The sequence below is a fragment of the Pseudalkalibacillus sp. SCS-8 genome, from assembly GCF_040126055.1.
GTDB lineage: Bacteria > Bacillota > Bacilli > Bacillales > Fictibacillaceae > Pseudalkalibacillus > Pseudalkalibacillus nanhaiensis.
Map to the genome: position 1 here is coordinate 872,989 of NZ_CP143541.1, position 20,340 is coordinate 893,328.

Annotated in this window: 19 protein-coding genes and 1 riboswitch; of the genes, 10 read left to right on the forward strand and 9 right to left on the reverse strand. The window is 42.4% G+C overall.

Going from position 1 to position 20,340, the window contains the following annotated elements:
- Positions 1–7 precede the first annotated feature (7 nt).
- Both V1497_RS04495 and V1497_RS04500 read left to right on the forward strand, forming a co-directional pair.
- Positions 8–799, forward strand: a complete 792-nt coding sequence (locus V1497_RS04495) for a putative hydro-lyase (protein ID WP_349410748.1) — start codon at positions 8–10, stop codon at positions 797–799.
- Positions 800–2,086, forward strand: coding sequence for a purine/pyrimidine permease (locus V1497_RS04500; RefSeq protein ID WP_349409776.1), 1,287 nt, complete (start codon positions 800–802; stop codon positions 2,084–2,086).
- 43 nt (positions 2,087–2,129) lie between these two features.
- On the opposite strand, the gene modB is transcribed toward V1497_RS04500, so the two are convergent.
- The 3 genes from modB to V1497_RS04515 form a co-directional block, all read right to left on the reverse strand.
- A complete protein-coding gene (gene modB / locus V1497_RS04505; RefSeq protein WP_349409777.1) occupies positions 2,130–2,795 on the reverse strand; it encodes a molybdate ABC transporter permease subunit in 666 nt (221 codons plus the stop codon).
- 10 nt (positions 2,796–2,805) lie between these two features.
- Positions 2,806–3,597, reverse strand: a complete 792-nt coding sequence (gene modA / locus V1497_RS04510; RefSeq protein WP_349409778.1) for a molybdate ABC transporter substrate-binding protein — start codon at positions 3,595–3,597, stop codon at positions 2,806–2,808.
- A 414-nt stretch (positions 3,598–4,011) separates the two neighbouring features.
- Positions 4,012–5,544 (reverse strand): carboxypeptidase M32, encoded by a 1,533-nt coding sequence (locus V1497_RS04515; protein WP_349409779.1) that lies wholly within the window; start codon positions 5,542–5,544, stop codon positions 4,012–4,014.
- 138 nt (positions 5,545–5,682) lie between these two features.
- On the opposite strand from V1497_RS04515, the gene V1497_RS04520 reads away from it, so the two are divergent.
- Positions 5,683–6,246, forward strand: a complete 564-nt coding sequence (locus V1497_RS04520) for a hypothetical protein (protein ID WP_349409780.1) — start codon at positions 5,683–5,685, stop codon at positions 6,244–6,246.
- A 49-nt stretch (positions 6,247–6,295) separates the two neighbouring features.
- Here V1497_RS04520 and V1497_RS04525 read toward each other — a convergent pair whose 3' ends face one another.
- Genes V1497_RS04525 through V1497_RS04535 form a run of 3 tightly spaced genes read right to left on the reverse strand, consistent with a single transcriptional unit; the run spans position 6,296 to position 9,076 of the window.
- Positions 6,296–6,568: an alpha/beta-type small acid-soluble spore protein gene (locus V1497_RS04525; RefSeq protein ID WP_349409781.1), complete on the reverse strand. Its 273-nt coding sequence runs from the start codon at positions 6,566–6,568 to the stop codon at positions 6,296–6,298.
- Positions 6,569–6,622: 54 nt separating this feature from the next.
- Entirely contained in the window at positions 6,623–7,495 is an 873-nt protein-coding gene (locus V1497_RS04530) for an aminoglycoside phosphotransferase family protein (RefSeq protein WP_349409782.1), read from the reverse strand.
- Positions 7,496–7,555: 60 nt separating this feature from the next.
- Positions 7,556–9,076, reverse strand: coding sequence for a glycine betaine uptake BCCT transporter (locus V1497_RS04535; RefSeq protein ID WP_349409783.1), 1,521 nt, complete (start codon positions 9,074–9,076; stop codon positions 7,556–7,558).
- 369 nt (positions 9,077–9,445) lie between these two features.
- Here V1497_RS04535 and V1497_RS04540 point away from each other — a divergent pair, with 369 nt between their 5' ends.
- From V1497_RS04540 to V1497_RS04565, 6 genes are all read left to right on the forward strand, one after another.
- The gene (locus V1497_RS04540; RefSeq protein WP_349409784.1) at positions 9,446–9,655 is read left to right on the forward strand and encodes a hypothetical protein; all 210 of its coding nucleotides are present in this window, start codon (positions 9,446–9,448) and stop codon (positions 9,653–9,655) included.
- A 786-nt stretch (positions 9,656–10,441) separates the two neighbouring features.
- Positions 10,442–12,100, forward strand: a complete 1,659-nt coding sequence (locus tag V1497_RS04545; protein ID WP_349409785.1) for a PhoX family protein — start codon at positions 10,442–10,444, stop codon at positions 12,098–12,100.
- A gap of 16 nt (positions 12,101–12,116) precedes the next feature.
- Positions 12,117–12,323, forward strand: a complete 207-nt coding sequence (locus V1497_RS04550) for a twin-arginine translocase TatA/TatE family subunit (protein ID WP_349409786.1) — start codon at positions 12,117–12,119, stop codon at positions 12,321–12,323.
- An 84-nt stretch (positions 12,324–12,407) separates the two neighbouring features.
- Positions 12,408–13,151: a twin-arginine translocase subunit TatC gene (gene tatC / locus V1497_RS04555; RefSeq protein WP_414703600.1), complete on the forward strand. Its 744-nt coding sequence runs from the start codon at positions 12,408–12,410 to the stop codon at positions 13,149–13,151.
- 74 nt (positions 13,152–13,225) lie between these two features.
- Positions 13,226–13,375: riboswitch (FMN riboswitch) on the forward strand.
- A 199-nt stretch (positions 13,376–13,574) separates the two neighbouring features.
- Positions 13,575–14,156 (forward strand): ECF transporter S component, encoded by a 582-nt coding sequence (locus tag V1497_RS04560; protein ID WP_349409787.1) that lies wholly within the window; start codon positions 13,575–13,577, stop codon positions 14,154–14,156.
- A gap of 208 nt (positions 14,157–14,364) precedes the next feature.
- Positions 14,365–15,282: a DUF6454 family protein gene (locus tag V1497_RS04565; RefSeq protein WP_349409788.1), complete on the forward strand. Its 918-nt coding sequence runs from the start codon at positions 14,365–14,367 to the stop codon at positions 15,280–15,282.
- Between the two features lie 92 nt (positions 15,283–15,374).
- On the opposite strand, the gene V1497_RS04570 is transcribed toward V1497_RS04565, so the two are convergent.
- Together V1497_RS04570 and ytvI are read right to left on the reverse strand one after the other, a co-directional pair.
- A complete protein-coding gene (locus tag V1497_RS04570; protein ID WP_349409789.1) occupies positions 15,375–17,576 on the reverse strand; it encodes a PAS domain S-box protein in 2,202 nt (733 codons plus the stop codon).
- 138 nt (positions 17,577–17,714) lie between these two features.
- Positions 17,715–18,746: a sporulation integral membrane protein YtvI gene (gene ytvI / locus V1497_RS04575; RefSeq protein WP_349409790.1), complete on the reverse strand. Its 1,032-nt coding sequence runs from the start codon at positions 18,744–18,746 to the stop codon at positions 17,715–17,717.
- 355 nt (positions 18,747–19,101) lie between these two features.
- Here ytvI and V1497_RS04580 point away from each other — a divergent pair, with 355 nt between their 5' ends.
- Positions 19,102–19,386: a hypothetical protein gene (locus V1497_RS04580; RefSeq protein ID WP_349409791.1), complete on the forward strand. Its 285-nt coding sequence runs from the start codon at positions 19,102–19,104 to the stop codon at positions 19,384–19,386.
- 87 nt (positions 19,387–19,473) lie between these two features.
- Here the strand turns inward: V1497_RS04580 and V1497_RS04585 are convergent, their stop codons facing one another.
- The gene (locus tag V1497_RS04585; protein ID WP_349409792.1) at positions 19,474–20,235 is read right to left on the reverse strand and encodes a sulfotransferase domain-containing protein; all 762 of its coding nucleotides are present in this window, start codon (positions 20,233–20,235) and stop codon (positions 19,474–19,476) included.
- Positions 20,236–20,340 lie beyond the last annotated feature (105 nt).

Consider the following 20,340-nt stretch of genomic DNA (forward strand, 5'->3'; position numbering starts at 1 on the left):
AGTAATGATGGCGAGCTATGGTGATTTGAAGCCTGCTGAAGCAAGAGAATTGTGTCGGTTGAATGAATGGAACAAACCGACATCAGGGATGGCAAATGGCTATACACAGACCAATCTTGTAGTCCTACCGAAGGAACTCGCGTTTGATTTCATGTTATTTTGCCAGCGTAATCCGAAGCCCTGCCCAGTATTGGATGTGACAGAGCCGGGTTCGCCGATTCCTATCATGGCGGCACCTCAAGCTGATTTACTGACTGATCTGCCTAAGTATCATGTGTATGAAAAAGGTGTCCTTACCGAAAAAAAGATGGATATCACCTCTCTTTGGAAAGACGATATGGTCGGATTCTTGCTTGGTTGCAGTTTTACATTTGAAAAAGCTCTTCTCGATAAAGGGGTGCCAGTCCGACAGATCGAAGAAGGTAAGAATGTTCCGATGTACCAAACGAACATCCCATGTGAGAAGGCGGGTCCTTTTGAAGGAGAAATGGTTGTCAGTATGAGACCGATCCCAGCCAAGGATGTCGCGAAAGCTGTCCAGATTACTTCGAAATATCCTTCCGTCCATGGTGCTCCAGTTCACATTGGTAGTCCAGAGCAGCTTGGTATCAAGAACCTGGATCAGCCTGACTTCGGGGATGCCGTGACGATTAGAGAAGGGGAAGTGCCAGTGTTCTGGGCATGTGGGGTCACACCACAGTCGGTGGCAATGAAGGTCAAACCTGATCTGATGATTACGCACGCCCCTGGACACATGTTCATTACAGATTGGACCGATGCCCAGTTCGAGGTCCTTTAAGTGGGGTTATTGTTAGCTTCTTTCCAATGGTTCGTATTCATCCTTGCCGGTAGTATCGTCGCCCCTCTCACAATTGGGGCGGCATTCGGAATGTCAGTTGAGGAAATCTCCAGCTTCGTACAAAGGACATTCTTCGTCATCGGGATCGTTTCCCTCTTGCAAGGGATTTTCGGACACCGAAAACCGATTGTTGAGGGTCCTGCCGTATTATGGTGGAGCGTCTTCCTGCTTTTTGCAGGTTTAGAGTCGGTGACGCCAGAGGGTGCCGTCAAAACATTGAGAAGCATTGAAATGGGACTCATAATCAGTGGAATCCTGTTTTTGATGCTAAGTTTCTTACGGGTGATCCATTATGTCAAAAGGCTCTTCACCCCGGTTGTCACTGGGACGTACTTCATTCTGTTAGTCGCCCAGATCAGCGGTCCATTCATGAAAGGGATAACGGGTGTGGGATATCGCACAAATGAGGTAGATGGGCCAGTTGCTCTTGCAGCTCTTTTAACGGCGCTCATCACGATCCTGTTCACACGAGGAAAATCGGTTTTCCTACGAAGTTATTCAGTCCTGTTCGGAATTGCGGTAGGATGGCTGATGTTCCAGGTGTTCGGATTGACGAAGCCGGTCTCTTCTCCAACAACCAATTGGATAACGTATCCCGAAATTTGGGTATGGGGTACGCCGGTGTTTGATCTTGGAATCGTCATCACCTCAGTTGTCGTAACGTTGCTGTTGATGATCAATTTCGTGGCAAGCATTGATGTTGTCGGAAATGTAGTAGGGGAGAAAGGCGATGGTAGATATGAACAATCCGGTGTGGTCATGGGCTTCAGTCAACTCTTCTCAAGCTTGTTCTCGACCGTCGGAATGGTGCCCTTATCGTATACAGCAGGCTTTCTTTTGGCCACGAAGCTGACAGAACGTCTGCCTTATTTGATCGGAAGTGCCATCATTTTGTTGTTAAGCTTCTTTCCAAGCATTACGATGTTCGTTGCAGCCATACCCGCTCCGGTCGGATATGCGAGTATGCTTCTCGCCTTTTCCAATATGCTCATCATCGGTTTCAAAGCCTATAAAGAAGCAGGGGATCATGAGGCGAACATGTTCATCATCAGTCTTTCTTTAATGATTGGATTAGGGGCGATGTTCTTGACACCAGCATCATTATCCGGTGTTCATCCGGCCGTGGCGTCGCTCATGAATAACGGCCTGATCATCGGTGTCATCCTGTGTATCTTACTTGAACAGACTATAAAAGGAAATAAAAAGAGAAGAGGGCTACCTGGTTGATAGCAGGTACCCTCTTTTTATACGTTTATCTCTTAATTGACGTTTACGTTGTCTGACGCGAAAGGCGGTAAATGAGAAACAACAGACCATAGGAAAGCAATATGATGGACCCGACCCATAACCAAGCCAATTCCTTCTGTCCAGTATCGAAGGCGATATAAATGGCAGTCGGCACAGTTTGCGTCTTCCCCGGTATATTCCCAGCAAACATGAGTGTGGCACCGAATTCACCGAGAGCGCGTGTGAAACTGAGAACCAATCCTGTAATAAGCGCCTGGCTCGCCAATGGGATGGATATCTTCATAAAAACGTCAAAGGATTTGGCGCCATCCATTTTCGCAGCATCTTCAATTTCGGAGTTCACAGAGGCGAATCCTGTTTTCGCAGATTGATACATGAGTGGAAACGAAACGACGACAGCAGCAACGACTGCAGCCCACCATGTAAAGATGAGTGTCTGGTTGAACAGAGCTTCAATAAGTCTGCCGACCGGGCTGTTTATTCCGAAAAGAACAATTAGAAGAAACCCGACCACAGTAGGGGGAAGGACCAGGGGAAGCATCAGGAACGTCTCGATCGCCGTTTTTCCCCGAAAAGATCGTCGTGCCATTAAACGTCCGATAAGAATTCCGATGACCCCCACGATACATCCAGCTGTAATCGCGATTGTCAGAGATAAATAAATAGGAGACCAAAAGGAATCGATCATATATAAAACCTCAATCTATAGGCGTGAAGCCAAAATCTTGAAAGATTGCTCTTGCATTTGAACCTTGAAGATATTGATAAAAACGTTCCGCTTGTTCAAGGTGTTTGGTTCCTTTCAGTATGCCAGCAGGATAAATGATGGCAGTATGTAAGGTTGGATCGATTTTGTGAAGAACCGTGATATCTGAAGCGTGTTTGACATCCGTCGCATAGACAAACCCGATATCGGCATTGCCTGTTTCTACATAAGCTAACACTTGACGGACATCCTTTGCATAGACGATCCGGTCTTCGATATTCGACCAAAGGCTGCTTTCTTGCAGGGCTTCTTTCGCATACTGCCCAGCAGGTACTGAATCTGGAACCCCGATTGAAAAACGCTTGATGTCCTTTTTTTGCAAGGAAGAAAGCGTTTGAGTGGAGGAAAGGTCAATCGCGCTCTTCTTTCCCGTAATCACGACAAGCTCATTTTGTAGCAGGTCAGTAGTGAAATCAGGGTGCAACATATCTTTCTGTTGCAGCTTTTTGAACTTCGCTTCTGAGGCGGATATGAACAGATCAGCTGGTGCCCCTTGCTCAATTTGTCGTTGAAGGGTACCAGAGGCCGCAAAATTCAAGATGATATTGATTTGGGGATGCTCTTTTTCAAATTGAAGCTCCAATTCTTTCAAGGCATCACTGAGGCTGATAGCTGCCATCACGTGCAGTTCCTTTTTAGCATGCCCGTCGTTTTCGGTTGAGGAACAACCAGCCAGCACGAGAACACACAAAGAAAAAAGTGCCGATAACATCCTGAAACCCATCAAGCGAATCACATCCTCATTCCTATCTCTCACAAGTCTACTATACCCGAATTCCTGTTGGGTGTCAGGCACCTCCACCTGTTATACACTGCGTTTCCTTGGCCTGACTTCCGAAAATCTGTTTTATCCTCACCGAAAAACAGCGAAACCCGGATTTGAGGGCAGGATAACGGCTCTATCCTCACCGAAAAACAGTGAAACTGGGATTTGAGGGCAGGATAACGGCTCTATCCTCACCGAAAAACAGTGAAACTGGGATTTGAGGGCAGGATAACGGGTCTATCCTCACCGAAAAACAGCGAAAGCTTGAATTGAGGTCAAGATAACGACGACCCCTCCTTCCGCGCCTTTTAAAAACAAAATGTCCTGTGGCAATCCACAGGACATCCGATATTATCTTTCATTCAAGATTGATTACAAATCATACAGCTTACTGAATTTTTCCTCTAAATAGTTGACGAGGTATTTGGAATTCAGCTCTTCGCCTGTTACTTTCTTGATCAATTCACCAGGGGTATAGAGCTTGCCATACTGGTGGATATTTTCGCGTGACCATTCACGGATCTTCATGAACTCGCCTTTCTCGATATTCGAATAGAAATCAGGCATATCCTCTAGAACCTTGTTGAGTATCTGTGCTCCGTAAAGGTTTCCGAGGGAATAGGAAGGGAAGTACCCGACGCCGCCGTGAGACCAATGGACATCCTGTAAAACACCAAGACGGTTGGACGGTGGAGTAATACCGAGATAATCCTCCATTTTCTCATTCCAGATTTCAGGCAAGTCCTTCACTTCGATATCTCCTGCGATCAATCCTTTTTCGATTTCATAGCGCAGCATAATATGCAGATTATACGTCAGCTCGTCCGCCTCGACCCTGATGAGGGATGGTTCCACAGCATTGACCGCACGATAGAATTCATCCAAGGAAACACCGCTTAACTGATGGGGGAAATGTCTTTGGATATCATCATAAAAATACGTCCAGAATTCCTTCGTACGCCCTACGATATTCTCAAGGAAACGTGATTGCGATTCATGGATACCGAATGAAGCGCCTCGACGGATAACACGTCCTTCATAGTCAGGATTCACACCTTGTTCGTACAAAGCATGTCCTGTTTCGTGAATCGTACCGAATATCGCCATACGTGGATTGTTGTCTTCATAACGGGTGGTAATCCTTACATCACCTGTGTTGATCCCCATCGCGAATGGATGAGTCGTTTCATCCAAACGACCAGCTTCAAGATCATAGCCTAGCTTCTCGATAATGAAATGTGCAAATTCCTTCTGCTTCTCGATATCATAAGTTTGCTCGAAAATATCCTTTCTAGGCTGCTTAGGTGAATTTTGAATACGTTTCAATAAATCGATACTCGTTTTACGTAAATCGGCAAACAACGGATCGAGTTTTTCTACCGTTAATCCAGGTTCAAATTCATCTAACAATGCATCATACGGATGCTTCTCGTAACCGTAATACTCCGCAAAACGCTTCTTCATATCGATCATTTTTTCCAGATAAGGCTGGAAATGACCGAAATCATCATTTGCGCGTGCTTCTTCCCATGCATCATTCGCATTGGAAGATAGGACGACATATTCGTTATAAACGTCTGAAGGGATTTGCTTTGATTTATCATACTCGCTTTTCCGTTCGCGGACACATGCCCGGGTTGCCGGATCGAGCTGTTCATATACATCAGGCTTCGTCAAGGTTTCCAGACATTCACCCATCTCTTTGGAAATGGATAGTTTGAACGTCTCCGTCCAAAGAGTGCCTTTCGCTTTTGCGAAAATCGGTTTCCCTTTCTTTGGAGCATATGTACGGGAATCCCATCCAAGAAGTCCAAGGATATTCGAAAAATGACTGATCTTCTCGTCCAATGCCGTAAATTGCTTCACGGCTTGTTGTACCGTTTCATCTAAAACTTGCTGTGCCATGAAATGAACCCTCCTAAAATGTATTCATCTTTCCTACTAAAGATATTCTTGGTCAAAACCGGAAATCCTTCGAGTAACGAAATAAAAATACGAAACTTTCTGTTCAATAAAACGTAAGAAAGTAGAGGAGGGGATAATATGAAGAAGATCATTTTATTGATGTTTGCAATCGTGCTAATTACAGGTTGTCAAAACAAGGACGTATTGGATACATCTGAGCTTGAAATTGAAGAATCCATCGGAAACGATGGAGAGGACATCTCAGTAAAACAATTGAAAGAAATGAATTTGCCGATTATGTACAAAGCCCCATCCGTCGAAGCAGGTCTTGAAGCGATTCCATTCGAGATGACGTTGCCAGAAACGTTGCCATTTGAAACGGAAGGCTTCCGACCACCTAAAATCGTCGATTATACGTATGAAGGTAAAATGATCGAGATTGAATTTAACGCTACTCCGAAACAAAAGGATAAGAGGATCTTTATTACCATAAAGGCAGAAAATTTTGGTGAGTATGAAGGGCATGGGGAAGGAGTGAAAATCAACGATAAAGTAAATGGAGCAATTGAGAATAATTCTCTAACATTCCAAACTGATGGAATCCTATACTATATATCCTATATAAACAAAGAAATAAGCGAGGAAAAACACGAGCAAGAGCTCATTCAGCTTGCGCTTCAAATGTTGGAGAAATCTTCCTAATCTATACAAAAAAGATCAACTCCTCAAATTGAGAGTCAATCCTTCACCTTTACTGCTTATTCAGTTGGTCTTTTGCTCGCTTGATCAGTTCGTGGACCATACTGCCGCCGATTTGTCCGCCGATCCGTCCCGCATCATATGAACTCAAGTCTTTATTCCCTTTCTCTTTTAGCGGGATGCCCATTTCTTTGGCTACTTCAAACTTGGTCTTCTCGGGATGATTCGCGTCAACATTATATCCTTTTTCCTTCATGACCTCGACTTTAAGCTGATCCAATTTTTCTCTCGCTTCAGGGACGAGGGGTCTTCGCTGTCTTGCCATGGTGATCGCCTCCTTCAGCTTTAGTATGCACATAGGAGCTTAGTTTACATGCACTTAAACGTATTCCTTCAAACTGTTTGAGAGGATTTCGCGATTTTGGGTATGGAAGCCGTGTAAGGCCCTTTGCAAAGAAAATGCCCCTGCGTAAAACTGGATCCGCGGCATCATTTCTTCGATACCGGGATAGAATGACGCAATCCGTTTTACGAGATCTACTCCATATCTTTTGTAAAGTCCCGCAAAATCAATGGCAGGATCCCCAATGTAACTTTTCCCAAAATCAATGACCCCGCTAAGCTGTTGTTCTTGTTCGTCAAATAAGATGTTCGAATTTGCAAAGTCTCCATGAATGATCGTAGGTTTGAATGAAAAGTTGGACTGATTGTTCAAGTAGACCGTAAAATGATTGACGATTTCTTCTTGCTTCTCAACCCGGATATATGAAAAAAGTGTCCCTGTAATCCTTTCAAACATGTTCGTCCAGAAGTGATGTGCATCATTATTTGCGATTACTTTCCCTGGCGCACCGACAACAGGAATCGAGTGAAGTTCATAAAGGAAAGTGGCAAGGTCATGAATCAACGTCTCTTCTACTGATGGAGAGAGAGATTGTACCGTTTCCCGATAAAGAGGAATTCCAGGAATCAATGGGTAACCGAAAAAGGCTTGCCCGAGAATATTCGTGTCAGTATTGATGAAAACAGGTTCAGGTATGGGAAGGCTTATATAGGGATTGATATACAGGAGCTGTTCATACTCCGTTTGTAGGTTGTTTTTCGCTTCTTCATGCTTTGGAAACCGGAAAACCCACTTCTTGTTCAAAAAAAGGATATCATTGTTTTCTCCGAAATGATTCCATTGGACAGACTCGATATTAAGTGAAGGATAGAATGATTGAATGCATTTCAAATATTGTTCCAAGTACATAAAAAAATCCCTCCCTACGAAAAAAATTCGACTAGGGAGGTGCAATCTCCTTTTTCGACACTATTTCTTTTTATTTGAAGAAAGAGGCGGCTCGTTCCGAACCAATTTAATGATGGATAAGCACATGATAACCAATATCACAGTGAAAGGGAGGGCTGCAATTAAAGATGCGGTTTGTAGTCCTTGCAAACCACTACTGATAATGAGAACGGCAGCGATAGCAGCCATTAAAATCCCCCAAATGAGCTTGACGAAGCGTCCAGGGTTCAAATTGCCGTCGGTTGTCATGATGCCGAGTACGAATGTTGCAGAGTCGGCTGAAGTGATCAAGAATGTAAAGATCAAAAGGATCGACAGCAGTGAAAATAAAAATGTTAACGGTAACTGAGCATACGTGACAAATAAAGCTGTCGTCACATCTTCATTCACCAATTCGGCTATATTCGTCCCCTGAGTCAGGTCAAGATGAAGGGCTGTACCACCAAATATCGCAATCCATAAAATGGCGATGAATGGAGGGACGATCAGTACGCCAAAAACAAATTCTCTGATGGTTCGTCCTCTTGACACTCTCGCCACAAAGGATCCGACGAATGGGGACCATGCGATGACCCATGCCCAATAGAAGACTGTCCAATCTCTGACCCATGTGCCGCCCTTATAAGGGGTGAGTCGGAAGCTCATTTCAAAGAAATTCGAAATGTAATCGCCGATTCCTAAAGTCATACTATTTAAAATGAAAACAGTCGGACCCATGAATAATACCGCTACCATCAACGCTAATGCCAGTCCAAGGTTCAGGTTACTCAACCATTTGATCCCTTTATCCAATCCGGTCATTGCGGAAGTAAGGTACAAGATGAGCAGGACGCCTGTAATCGTCAATTGCATAAGGGCATTATTCGGCAGTTCGAAAACGGTTTTCAAACCACCATTAATTTGCAGGATACCAAACCCTAAAGACGTGGCCACTCCCGTAATAGTGGCAATGACAGCCAGTATATCTACCGTCCTTCTTAGCGGTGTTTTACCACCTTGGCCAATTATCGGGTTGAAGGTCGTACTGATCAACCCTTTTTCTTTCTTTCGATATTGAAAATATCCTAAAGCAAGACCGACAACAGTGAAAACAGACCATTGGTGGATTCCCCAATGGAAAAAAGAATAACGCATGGATGTACGTGCGGCTTCTTCAGACTGTCCTTCGATTCCCATCGGGGGTTCAAAGAAATGGCTCATGGGTTCAGCCACGCCCCAGAAGACAAGTCCTACTCCGAATCCTGCACTGAACAACATGCCAATCCATGTGAAAAACGGATAATCAGGCTTTGAATCGTCACCACCGAGTCGAATTTTACCGTACCGGCTAATAGCCAATACTAAACAGAATATCGTGAAAAAGAACACGGCGATAAGATAAAACCAGCCGAATGCATATGTAGTGAAATCAAATACAGCAGCCGCATTGTTCCCTAATGAATCTGGAGAAATAGCCGCCCAGATGACAAAGAGCGTAACGATGATGGATGATACCCAAAATACGATGTTCCAATGTGGAGCTTTTCCTTTTTCGTCAGCCACAATGAACCTCCTTTACAAAAATGAAATCATGTACATAAAGAGATGTGTCTCATTAACCTATACCCATCTAGAGAGATATCTAACTTTTTAAAAGAAAACACCTTTCCTATGACGGGGGATATTATCTATTAAAAACTTTTAAATACAAATCATTTTGTAAGTCGATTTGTTTAACGTATTATATGGCTGGTCATACTAGTGAAAATGCAATAAAATTAATTTAACATTTTACTCATCTTACAAAAAATCTCTTTTTTTGAAACATATCCAAAGTCTATGCGTATAATATAGTAGAATAAGCTTTTGAATGTTGGGAAGGAACATTATTTTTACATAGTAATGTTAGATTCATTAAGGAGTGTGAAAGGTGTGGGCTTAACGGCAAAGATCTCGATTGATTTTTCTGTGAATGGTTCGAAGGAGTTTTACGTGGAATTGTTGGACATTCCTGAAGAAGTATCAGCTGGTGAACTTCAGGAACTCGTGGATAAACGTGTCGAGAAAGTAAGAAGTATGAAATGCGCAGAAATTCTGAATGCTTTCATTAAAATAAATAAAGCTGATCAATTCAGCCGGTAATGCTTCTTTAAAACATGTAATCGATGAAATCTGGAAAAATGACCATAGGGTTAGGTTTCCGGATTTTTCATGCTGGTCATTTCTTTCTCTTTTGGAGCTTGCGATTGATTCCAAAAGTAATCAATGTAAACAGAAAGACAGTTGCAGCCCATGTAACAGCACCAAACTGTTTGAATATCTTCAGCATGTTCTAACCTCCAACGCACTTTTACAAATTATACCACTCCCAGTCCGTTTGAGTAAACGATTCTTATACAAAAACAAAAGAAGGATGATTGTTCATCATCCTTCATCAAATGGACGCACTAGCCTGGTCATGGAGAGGATCATTGGAGGTTGTTCCGAAAACGTTCCAATACTTAGGGGAGGTTCTCTCCAATCAAGGCCATTCATGCAGCTTCTTTTCTTGTTACAGCGGAATTTGTTCCGCTTGTCTATACTATTCTTGCCCTCATGCGAAAGGATGGGGGCCGTTTTTTTGACTATTTTGTGGCAAAGACCATCGCCACGTATTAAGAAAAGGTAAATTCTAAACAAAACCTTAACAATCTCCTTGTTGGAGGTAGGATTACTTGATTTGGATACATACGTTCTCTCGATGTAATGCGTTTTTATGGTAATAATGTACTATAAAAATGGCAAACAAATTAGGCTTTTCCAACTAATATTTTCGAAAAACATAGCTATATCAAGATTGTAATCATTTCTCAACGATTCCTTAAAATTTGTATCCTACCATTTGTTGTGTAGTACTTTTAACTCAACATTTTTAAGGAGTGAAGGGTCATGGGTAAAGTCAATCGAAGAAAATTCTTAACATATTTAGGAACAGGGGCTACAGCACTAGCTGCATCAAGCACGGGACTTAACGTGCTGACAAAACCTGCTCAAGCAGGTGGTTTTCACAAAGAAGGACAAAAGAAACCTAAAATCGGTCAAATGAAATTCAAGCCGATTGAGCCTTCTTCTAAAGATGATCTGGTGCTTCCACATGGCTATCAATATAACGTTGTGGCGGCTTATGGAGACAAAATCAATTCAAAAGGCGATACATTCGGTTTTAATAATGACTTCACTTTATACTTCCCGATCAATGAACGGACTGGGGAGTGGGATGACGATGACGATGATAAACGTAAAGGCGAACGTGGGTTGCTCTGGGTAAACCATGAGTATGTGTCGGACCTGTTCGTTTACGGACAAGAGGTTGACAAGTATTCAAAGGAACAAATCCAAACACTTCTATATAACCAAGGCGGTTCAATCATTGAAGTTTACCGCGAAGGTGACACATGGAAAATGGATACGACTTCAAAATATGCGCGTCGCGTTACGGGATTGACAAAGATTAATTTGACTGGACCAGCAGCAGGATCAAAGGCTGTTAATGGCGCAACAACCGTTCAAGGAACGTTTGCCAACTGTTCTGGCGGTAAGACGTTATGGGGCACACTATTGACTTGCGAAGAAAATTACGAGTATACAGCGGAAGATGCAGGGCTAGACGAAACACATTACGGCTGGGTTGTAGAAGTGGATCCATTTGATGCCAACTTCCAAGTCCGTAAACATACTGCACTTGGACGTTTCAACCATGAAAATGCATCTATGGGACTCGCAAAAGATGGACGCGTAGTCGTTTACATGGGCGATGACAAGAAGGATGCATGTGTCTACAAGTTTGTAAGTGAAGGAAAGTACAACGAGAAGCTAGGAAAGAAAAATTCTGAGCTTCTAAACAAAGGGACGCTTTATGCCGCTGACTTAAGTAGTGGCGAGTGGATTGCTTTGACAGTAGAAGCGGTCCGAGAAGCAGCAAAAGGAAAGCAAGAAATCCTTGATAAATTCCAAACGCAAGCAGATGTGGTTGTTCATGCACATGATGCTGCAATCTTGCTAGGTGCAACGCCTACAGATCGTCCGGAAGATGTTGAAATCAGCCCATTTGATGGAACCATCTTCGTTGCACATACAAACAATGACAAGCACGGTAACATCCATGGTCATATCACGCGTTTCTTTGAAGAGAACGATGATCACGGGGCTATGAACTTCCAATTTTCCATCTTCGTAGCAGGTGGGATCCAAAGCGGATTCAGTGCACCTGATAACCTGACATTCGACCAATATGGAACATTGTGGACGGTAACGGATATCTCTAGCAGCAAGTTGAACGATAAGGTTTGGAAACCTTTCAAGAACAATGGAATGTTCGCGATTCCGACTTCCGGCAAACAAGAAGGGGAAGCGTTCCAATTTGCATCTGCACCTGTTGAAGCAGAGTTGACCGGCCCGTCGTTCACTCCGGATGAGAAGACGTTGTTCTTATCTGTCCAACACCCGGGTGAAGAGACAGAAGACTTATCACAACCGACAAGCATGTGGCCACACAGAGCAGGCGATCGTATGCCTCGACCAGCCGTTGTCGCAATCAGAGGATTTTAAGAAGGAGGAATGACTTATGCCATTTGGACAAATCGGTATTCCAGGTTTGATTTTGATTCTGGTTATCGCGTTGATCATCTTCGGACCATCAAAACTTCCGGAGCTTGGCCGAGCTGCAGGTAGTACTTTAAAAGAATTCAAAAATTCTACCAAAGATCTGATATCTTCGGATGATGACGATAAATCGGAGAATAAAGCAACAGCTCAGAACGAAAAGCAGTAAATGGATGGGGGTTGGCTTAATCGATGTATGAACCGATTGAGTCAGCCTCTTTCTACTAAATAAATAAGAAAGGCGGTGAATGCTATGCGCGAAGTGGATGAAGAGTTGGAAGTCACAGAACATCTAGAAGAATTAAGAAAAAGAATCATCTGGACATTGGTTGTGTTCATCCTGTTCCTGGTCGGATCCTTCGTTTTTGTTGAGGAGATTTATGAATGGCTGATTCGGGACCTTGACCAAAAGCTTGTCATTCTTGGACCTTCAGATATCCTGTGGGTTTATGTCATGATCTCGGGGATCTGTGCAATTGCCATGACCATACCTTTTGCCGCTTTTCAAATCTATCGTTACATTAAACCAGCACTGAACTTGAAAGAACGGAAGGCAACGCTCTCCTATATTCCAGTATTATTCCTATTATTCTTGGTCGGCATATCATTCGGTTATTTCATTGTCTTCCCGATGGTCCTTTCCTTTATGGAAGGTCTATCAGCTAATCATTTCCAAGAAATGTACACAACAGAGAAGTATTTCAGATTCATGATGCAGATGACCCTTCCTTTCGGGTTGTTGTTTGAATTACCAGTAGTCATCCTATTCTTGACGACCATCGGCTTATTGAACCCTACGCATCTGATCAAAGCAAGGAAGGTTTCTTACTTCGTTCTCGTTGTAGTCGCGGTTTCGGTTACACCGCCAGATTTCATTTCTGACTTCCTTGTAACGATACCGTTGCTGTTGTTGTATGAGATCAGTATATCTCTATCTAAAATGGTCTATAAGAAAAAACAGAAGAAAGAAAGACCGGACCTGAAAAGTGTCAGTTGATGGGAAATAAGCATTCCTATTGCCCAATCAAGCTATTTAGCGATATACTGTATATGTAAAAACAACAACATAAACACCATCTTCGGGGCAGGGTGAAATTCCCGACCGGCGGTAGATGAAGTCCCCCTTCATGAGCCCGCGAGCTTTGTTCTTCGTTCGAAGAGCTTTGCTGATCTGGTTTAAAGCCAGAGCCGACAGTATAGTCTGGATGGGAGAAGATGTTTGCACGGTTTCTTTTGTCATATACAACAAAGAGGCTTGATTTCTAATGGTCTAAAAAACCTGTCATAGAATGCGCAAATACTCCCTAAAGCTGCGAATAGCTTTAGGGTTTTTTGTGTAAAGGACTGGGTCTGTATATGATTCTCGAGAGGTGCAATGCATTGGAAGCAAGATGGCGTTTAGGAAAAGGAGAGGTTTCCTATGCAACAAAAGGGGAAATTGTATCGCATGATTGCTGTCTCACTTATGAGCAGCATCGCGTATGTACTGATGCTCCTGGATTTTCCGTTTCCAGGACTGCCGCCATTTCTTAAAATCGATTTAAGTGATGTTCCGGCATTATTAAGCGGAATCGTATTCGGTCCCGTGGCAGGGATCACGGTAGAAGCGATTAAAAATCTTCTACACTACGGTGTGCAAGGAAGCATGACAGGCGTTCCAGTAGGCCAGTTCGCCAACTTCCTAGCGGGCAGCTTTTTCATCGTACCAGCATCCATCTTATTCCGAAAATATCGTAGTAAAAAAGGAATGACGTTTGGATTGTTGACAGGTACGTTAACGATGACATTGATGATGGCGCTGTTGAATTATGTGCTTATCCTGCCAGCGTATACATGGTTCCTTAACTATGATCCGATGACGTCAGATATGATGACAAACCTCATCCTGACAGGTATCACGCCGTTCAATCTAATCAAGAGTACGATTGTCGCTTCTTTATTTATCGTAATCTACTACAAGTTGGCTCCATATCTGAAACGTATGGAACAGCTCGCTTCATAAACGAAAGCAAGAGGCAGATCTGAAACCAGGTCTGCCTCTTTTTTTATGATCTGTTAGACATATTGTTTAGGTTACATTTTGTTAAAGAAGCTTAAGCGTAATTAAATTCCTCGTAAATTGTCTAAAGATGAGCGAGAAACACTTCTTTTTACGTTCCTTTTATATTATGTTGATAGGCGATGACAACAATGAAGGAGGCACGAACATCATGCGCTTATATGCTATGCTCCTATCAGCCATAATACTCATCGCCATGGCTTCGAGCGGATTTGCAACAGCTGAAAAAGAAGGACTGTCCAGTGAGGTCAAAAAGCTTTCCCGGAATACAGAATGGAATAAAGTTGAACAACTAGACTTGGATTTCAATATCCATCATCCGCAAGGAATGACAAAAATTGATGATCGCTATTACATATCATCGGTCGAAATCATTGAAAAACCGGAAAAATATGATGAGCCGAAGAATGGATATGACCGTACGGCTGGTAAAGGTGTCGGACATTTATACATCGTGGATCAAAATGGGCAATTGATAAAGGATATTAAACTTGGTGAAGGTGACATGTATCATCCAGGCGGAATCGACTTCGATGGAGAAAACATATGGGTACCAGTAGCCGAGTATCGCCCTGATAGTAAATCGATCATGTATAAAGTGGATGCTGAAACACACAACGTTACAAAAGTATTTGAAGTGGACGATCATATTGGAGGTGTCGTGAGTGATGAAAAGACTCATGAGCTTCAAGGCGTTAGCTGGGGATCGAGAAAATTTTACGAATGGAATGAGAAAGGAAAACAGAAATCGGTCGAATTCAATTCCAGTCATTTCATCGATTATCAAGATTGTGAAGGGGTAGATGAAGGGAACATGATCTGCACCGGTCTAGCGGGCTTGTCAACGGAAGATGGCGGTACGTATGAGCTTGGAGGCCTGGCCTTATTAGACAAGAAAACAAAAGAGATCCATCATGAAATTCCGATTCCAGTCTTTTCCCCTCAACATCATACAATTACTCGTAACCCTGTCTTTCTGGAAACGGACGAGGACGGGATTAAACTTTATGCTGTCCCGGATGATGATCATGCGTCTCTCTTGATCTATGAGACAAATAATGAAGGATAGAAAGATGAATTTGTCCTTACACATAATGAAATAGACCAAAGAAGGGCTGACCTGAAGGACGATATAACGTCCTCAAGAGTCAGCCTCTTCCTTTAATAACTCGGTATTTTTTGATGTTCAACGTGCGTGGTGGAAAGAGGGAGGACGATGCAGATGGTGGTGCCCTTCAGATATTCCGATTCGATGGAGAGCCTTCCGCCATGTTCACGTATGATTTTACGGCTCATCATCAGTCCTAGACCGATCCCTTTTTCTTTCGTGGAATAAAAAGGTTCACCGATGTACTTCAACCTCTCCTTTTCAATGCCTATACCAGAATCGCTGAAATAGAGGTCTACATAATTCTCTCTTCTCTTTACGGTTATGGCTAATGTACCGCCTTTATCCATCGCTTCCATCGCATTTTTCATAATATTGATGAATACCCGCTTCAAAGCGCTCTTTTGCCCATTGACGACAATATCTTCATTACTTATGTCGTCCACATATATATGGATTCCTTTGAGGAAAGCCGTACCCTCGAATAACCGGACACAACTCTCGACAATCTCCTTTAACTCTGTATTTTCCACATTCACAACATGAGGCTTCGCGAGATCCATAAATTCATCGGCTATCCGTTCGATTCCATCCAATTCTTTTCGGATGATCTCAAGATAATTTTGATGCAACGGGTCTCGGAGCTCGTCACCAATCATATGAATGAACCCTTTCACACTCGTAAGTGGATTCCGAAGCTCATGAGCAATGCCAGCAGCGAGCTGACCGACAGTCGACATTTTTTCGTGCTGCATGGATACATGTTCATCTTCGAGTCTTTTTGTGATATCGCGTGCTATGAGTAGGATCATATCTTCTGAATGGGAGTTATAATCATTGGCTGCCAAAGGTGTCAGTACTGTGTCGAAGGTAAATCGATGTTCACCAACTTCAAGTGTGATGGTACTTTGTTCCGGCTCTTTTTTGGAGAAGACGGAATGGATGATTTCATATAGATGATTGAAATCTTCTGCGACTACATACTGCGCCATGAATTCGTATATGTTTGTAAGTGGTTTATGATCCAACCATGTCTGAAGGGAGGGCGAAACGAAATCGACATCCCCAAAAGGATTGAACATGACAACGAGATCCGACGTTTTCTCCAGTATAAGTCGGTACTTCTTTTCGCTTTCCTGTAAGGCTTCTTCTGCCCGTTTTCTGTGTGTTATATCCCTGCCGACAACGACAAACTTTTCAAATTGTGATTGTCCCTCCAATAGTGGAGATGCAATCCATTCAATCCAAATGTAGCCTTTGCTGGCATGCTTGTATCTGATTTCGGCTTTGGCAGACCGACCTGCATAGACGAGTTTCTTGATCTGTTCGAATACATGTCTCCGATCATTGGGATGGATGTACCGGAAGACTTTCCGATTTAGATAAGACTCAGCGGAGTACCCTGTTATTTCAACATGGGACGGTGAGGCATATACCACCTTTCCGGAGAAGTCTGAGATGGCGACAAGGTCTTTCATGTTCTCTGTAATCAGCTGGAGTGAATTTCTTTGTTCAAGATATTTTGTATGAAAGAGTGTTTGTTTAGAAATATCAATGTATAACCTTGCTACTGCAGTGCGCTCTCTCAGGTGATTGTAGATGTTCATGTAACAGATGGACACGTCTTTGACCGAACCATCCTTATGAACACGTTTCGTATTCGGAATGATATACACTTCTTTTTTCTGTAATTGGCGAACGATCTCCTCATGCTCTTTTTCAAATCCACAAGGGAAGAGTGAGATACCTTTTCCGATGATTTCATAGTCTTTCCACCCGAACATCTCAGTGAATGACGGATTGATTTTAAAGACTTCGCCATCAATACTTTGGATGAGCATGGCGTTTGGTGAAGACATGAAAATGGATTCCACCATCCGATCATCCGTCATATTCTTGACGGCTGTATAAGGGGTGTCAAGAATAAGTCCACAATATTGGACGCCACTTGGAGAAGAGATGGGAACAAATTTAACAAACTCGAACACTGTATTTGAATCGGATATGGAAATATGCTCAAGGGAATGATGATCCTGCGTAACAATCGCTTTTTTGCATGTTTGGACAATCTGATCAGGATTCAAAAACACTTCCTCAATCGGCTTACCGATACAATCTTTTTCCAGATGCAAGGCTTCCCTTGCGGCTTGATTGACATAGTTGATATGACCGTGATCAGGATGATCGTTTGAAAACACAAACAACACATAGGGTTCCGGATAACTATCCAATAGTGCATGCTCAAATGGCTTCAAAGAAATTGCCCTCGCTTCCTCCGTGCATGATTCTCTGTTGTTATCAATTCTTCCTTAAGAAGAAACATTCCTTCTTTTAATAGGGGTGCATTTATGTTAATTGTCATAAAAAAAGAGCAGCCGAATTGGCAGCTCTTCTTAAAAATCAATTTTTACATTCAAGAAGCCAGCTTTTACAAGTGACTTGATGATAATGACGAGGGCAGGACCGATGATCAATCCGACGACTCCTAATGTCGCAAATCCGATATACAAACTCGCTAGGGCGGCTAAAGCACTGATGCCGAGACTTGAGCCGAGGATTTTTGGTTCAATGATCCTTCTGAAAATCGTAATAAGGAAGAACAAGACGAGTAACCCGACCGCTAGTCTCTGATCTCCTGCATAAAAGTTGTAAAGGGCCCATGGTACAAGGAATGAGCCTGTACCAAGAATAGGTAGAATATCGACAATGACGATCAGCAACGAAAAGATGAGGGCGTATTTGACATCAAGGATAAGTAACCCAATCCAGGCAATGATGAACGTCAGAAAGCTTAGAATCAATTGAGCACGTAGAAATCCGACAAACGCAAATGAAAGCTGCTGAAGGACAAGCTGTACTTTTTCCTTTGCTTTTTCTGAAAACAGATTCAAAAATCCACTATGAAGTCTCGGTAGATCAAGACTAAATAGGAAAAGGCTGACGAGGTAGATCAATAATTGGATGAGCAGAATCGGTACAGCAGTCACAAATCCGACAAGGCCGTTTGCGATGCCTGATAAGAAATCAAGTGAAAACTTTCGAAGATCCTCAAGTGCTTCCTGTATTGTAGAGAGGTACTCAGGAGGGACCTCTTGATAATATTCTTCGATTTGTATGACGAACTCTTCCACGCGTTCAAACGTATATTGGGCATATTCCGGCAGTTGTTCTGTAAATTCAATTGCCTGTACGACTAATGAGGTGACAGCCCAATAGCAACCGATAAGCAGCATCGCCAAGAAGAGGGTGAATGCAATCGTCACACTCCAGATCCGTTTAATGGAGAACGTACGATTCAACATTTTGACGAATGGTTCAAGCAGAACCGCAGTTAATAATGCTAATACCAACGGAATGCTATACGGGATGAGAAAGATGATGATGCCAATGAGTAATACGAACGGTATGTACTTCTTTAATTCCAACTTCGAGTCTCCTCCGTGATAGAAACGTCTCAGTTTCTGTCAAAATCTAAATTATCCTCATTATACCTTTTCTACGTAAAAAGAGCATCTTTTCTGACAGGTTTGCACTCGAAATATTTTATTCTTATAGAAAAATGATTGATGAATGAAGCTTGAAGAATTCACTTTATGGCGTTTTCAACCTTGGGCTTTATAGTAATATAGTTACGAAGTGGTGATTCACATCGTCAGAAAATGATAACAAAGAACTGTTTCATTAAAACTATTTATGAAAATATAGAAGATTTTTGTAAAAATGTAGACGAAATTCATCTGAAAATCTGTTATTCTACTAGTATAGCAAGAAGGGGGGAGAATGTTGAACATTGGGTTCGATCGTTTTGCCGAAATAGACCAAAATATATTCGAAAGCCAAAACAAAACCTATATTCAATCATTCGAAGATTTGTGTACGTGTGTTAATGATGGTAAGACCGTATATTTTACGACAGATGACATATACGGAACGATTGAAATGAATGAAGAGGCAAAGTTCTTGATAACTGTTGCTTCAGAAAAAGAAGTTGACCGTATCGAAGGCACAAAACTTAAACTTCAAAATGTGTATTTCTATTTGAAGAAAGGGATGTTTCTCGTTTAAGTCAACCAGAAATCAAATTGCTTACAAAGAAAGAGGCTGCCCAGATAAGGGGAAGGCCTCCTTTTTACATATAAATGGGTTATGACTTTACCAATTCAGGTCTTTTTCATACCCTAACTCGATCAACAAATCACCAGCTACTGCTTTGAACCGCTCTTTCACTTCCTCATCAAATTCCTGTCTCCAGTTACCTGATTGTCCTTTTCGATAAGTAGGGGATTTTTCAGGATTGACATTCCTTTTCATCATCCTTACTAAATCATCCTGCTTCCCAGGGTCCTGTTCAATTCCCGTAAATGACAGGATTCTTTTCAAAACCTCTGTTTGAGATTCAGGAGAACCGACAAGGTCTTCGTAACGGACAGGGAGGACGTTCTCTTCATTAAACCAACCTGTGAACTTTCGATACCATGTGCCGATATCGGGACGCCTGACCGGATAATGGTCAATTCCGTTAATGATTTCTAAACACCTTGCTTTTACGTCCATTCCTCTTTCCATAAAATAGCGGCGATAAGGATGGTCAGGAAATTTCATGAAAAAGTAAGCGTAAGAAACGACGATATCCCTCGGGTCCCTATATTGGAATACTTGCTTCAATTTCAGAAGTTGAAAGAGGGTTTTATATTCAGGATTATAAAAAATGTGTCCATTGGCAAATTCATTCGTTTTCATCGAGGAAAGCTTGTTCATATGGTCGGTCACTTGATTGGGGTGGCCTGGAAAAATGAAAGCATGGTGAGTTAGTGCAGGTACACCTTGGAGCAAGGGCTTCATCAAATGCGTACCGCTTTTGGGGATCGAGTTGACAAAAAACGGTGGAATTGTTGTATGGGATTGGCTTGACATCGTTCTATCCTTTCTCCTTGTTATTCATTCCTTTATTTACATACTATTCCGAATGCTGGATGTGGTTTGGACAACCATGTAGTAGGAAACGCCTATCTTTACAAA

Bases quoted from the DNA above. Each gene is read 5' to 3' on its own strand.
- V1497_RS04545 (WP_349409785.1), top strand. From the start codon at position 10,442: ATGGGTAAAGTCAATCGAAGAAAATTCTTAACATATTTAGGAACAGGG.
- V1497_RS04585 (WP_349409792.1), bottom strand. From the start codon at position 20,235: ATGTCAAGCCAATCCCATACAACAATTCCACCGTTTTTTGTCAACTCG.
- V1497_RS04550 (WP_349409786.1), top strand. From the start codon at position 12,117: ATGCCATTTGGACAAATCGGTATTCCAGGTTTGATTTTGATTCTGGTT.
- tatC (WP_414703600.1), top strand. From the start codon at position 12,408: ATGCGCGAAGTGGATGAAGAGTTGGAAGTCACAGAACATCTAGAAGAA.
- V1497_RS04495 (WP_349410748.1), top strand. From the start codon at position 8: ATGGCGAGCTATGGTGATTTGAAGCCTGCTGAAGCAAGAGAATTGTGT.
- V1497_RS04515 (WP_349409779.1), bottom strand. From the start codon at position 5,544: ATGGCACAGCAAGTTTTAGATGAAACGGTACAACAAGCCGTGAAGCAA.
- modB (WP_349409777.1), bottom strand. From the start codon at position 2,795: ATGATCGATTCCTTTTGGTCTCCTATTTATTTATCTCTGACAATCGCG.
- V1497_RS04565 (WP_349409788.1), top strand. From the start codon at position 14,365: ATGCGCTTATATGCTATGCTCCTATCAGCCATAATACTCATCGCCATG.
- V1497_RS04560 (WP_349409787.1), top strand. From the start codon at position 13,575: ATGCAACAAAAGGGGAAATTGTATCGCATGATTGCTGTCTCACTTATG.
- V1497_RS04520 (WP_349409780.1), top strand. From the start codon at position 5,683: ATGAAGAAGATCATTTTATTGATGTTTGCAATCGTGCTAATTACAGGT.
- V1497_RS04525 (WP_349409781.1), bottom strand. From the start codon at position 6,568: ATGGCAAGACAGCGAAGACCCCTCGTCCCTGAAGCGAGAGAAAAATTG.
- V1497_RS04580 (WP_349409791.1), top strand. From the start codon at position 19,102: ATGTTGAACATTGGGTTCGATCGTTTTGCCGAAATAGACCAAAATATA.
- modA (WP_349409778.1), bottom strand. From the start codon at position 3,597: ATGGGTTTCAGGATGTTATCGGCACTTTTTTCTTTGTGTGTTCTCGTG.
- V1497_RS04530 (WP_349409782.1), bottom strand. From the start codon at position 7,495: ATGTACTTGGAACAATATTTGAAATGCATTCAATCATTCTATCCTTCA.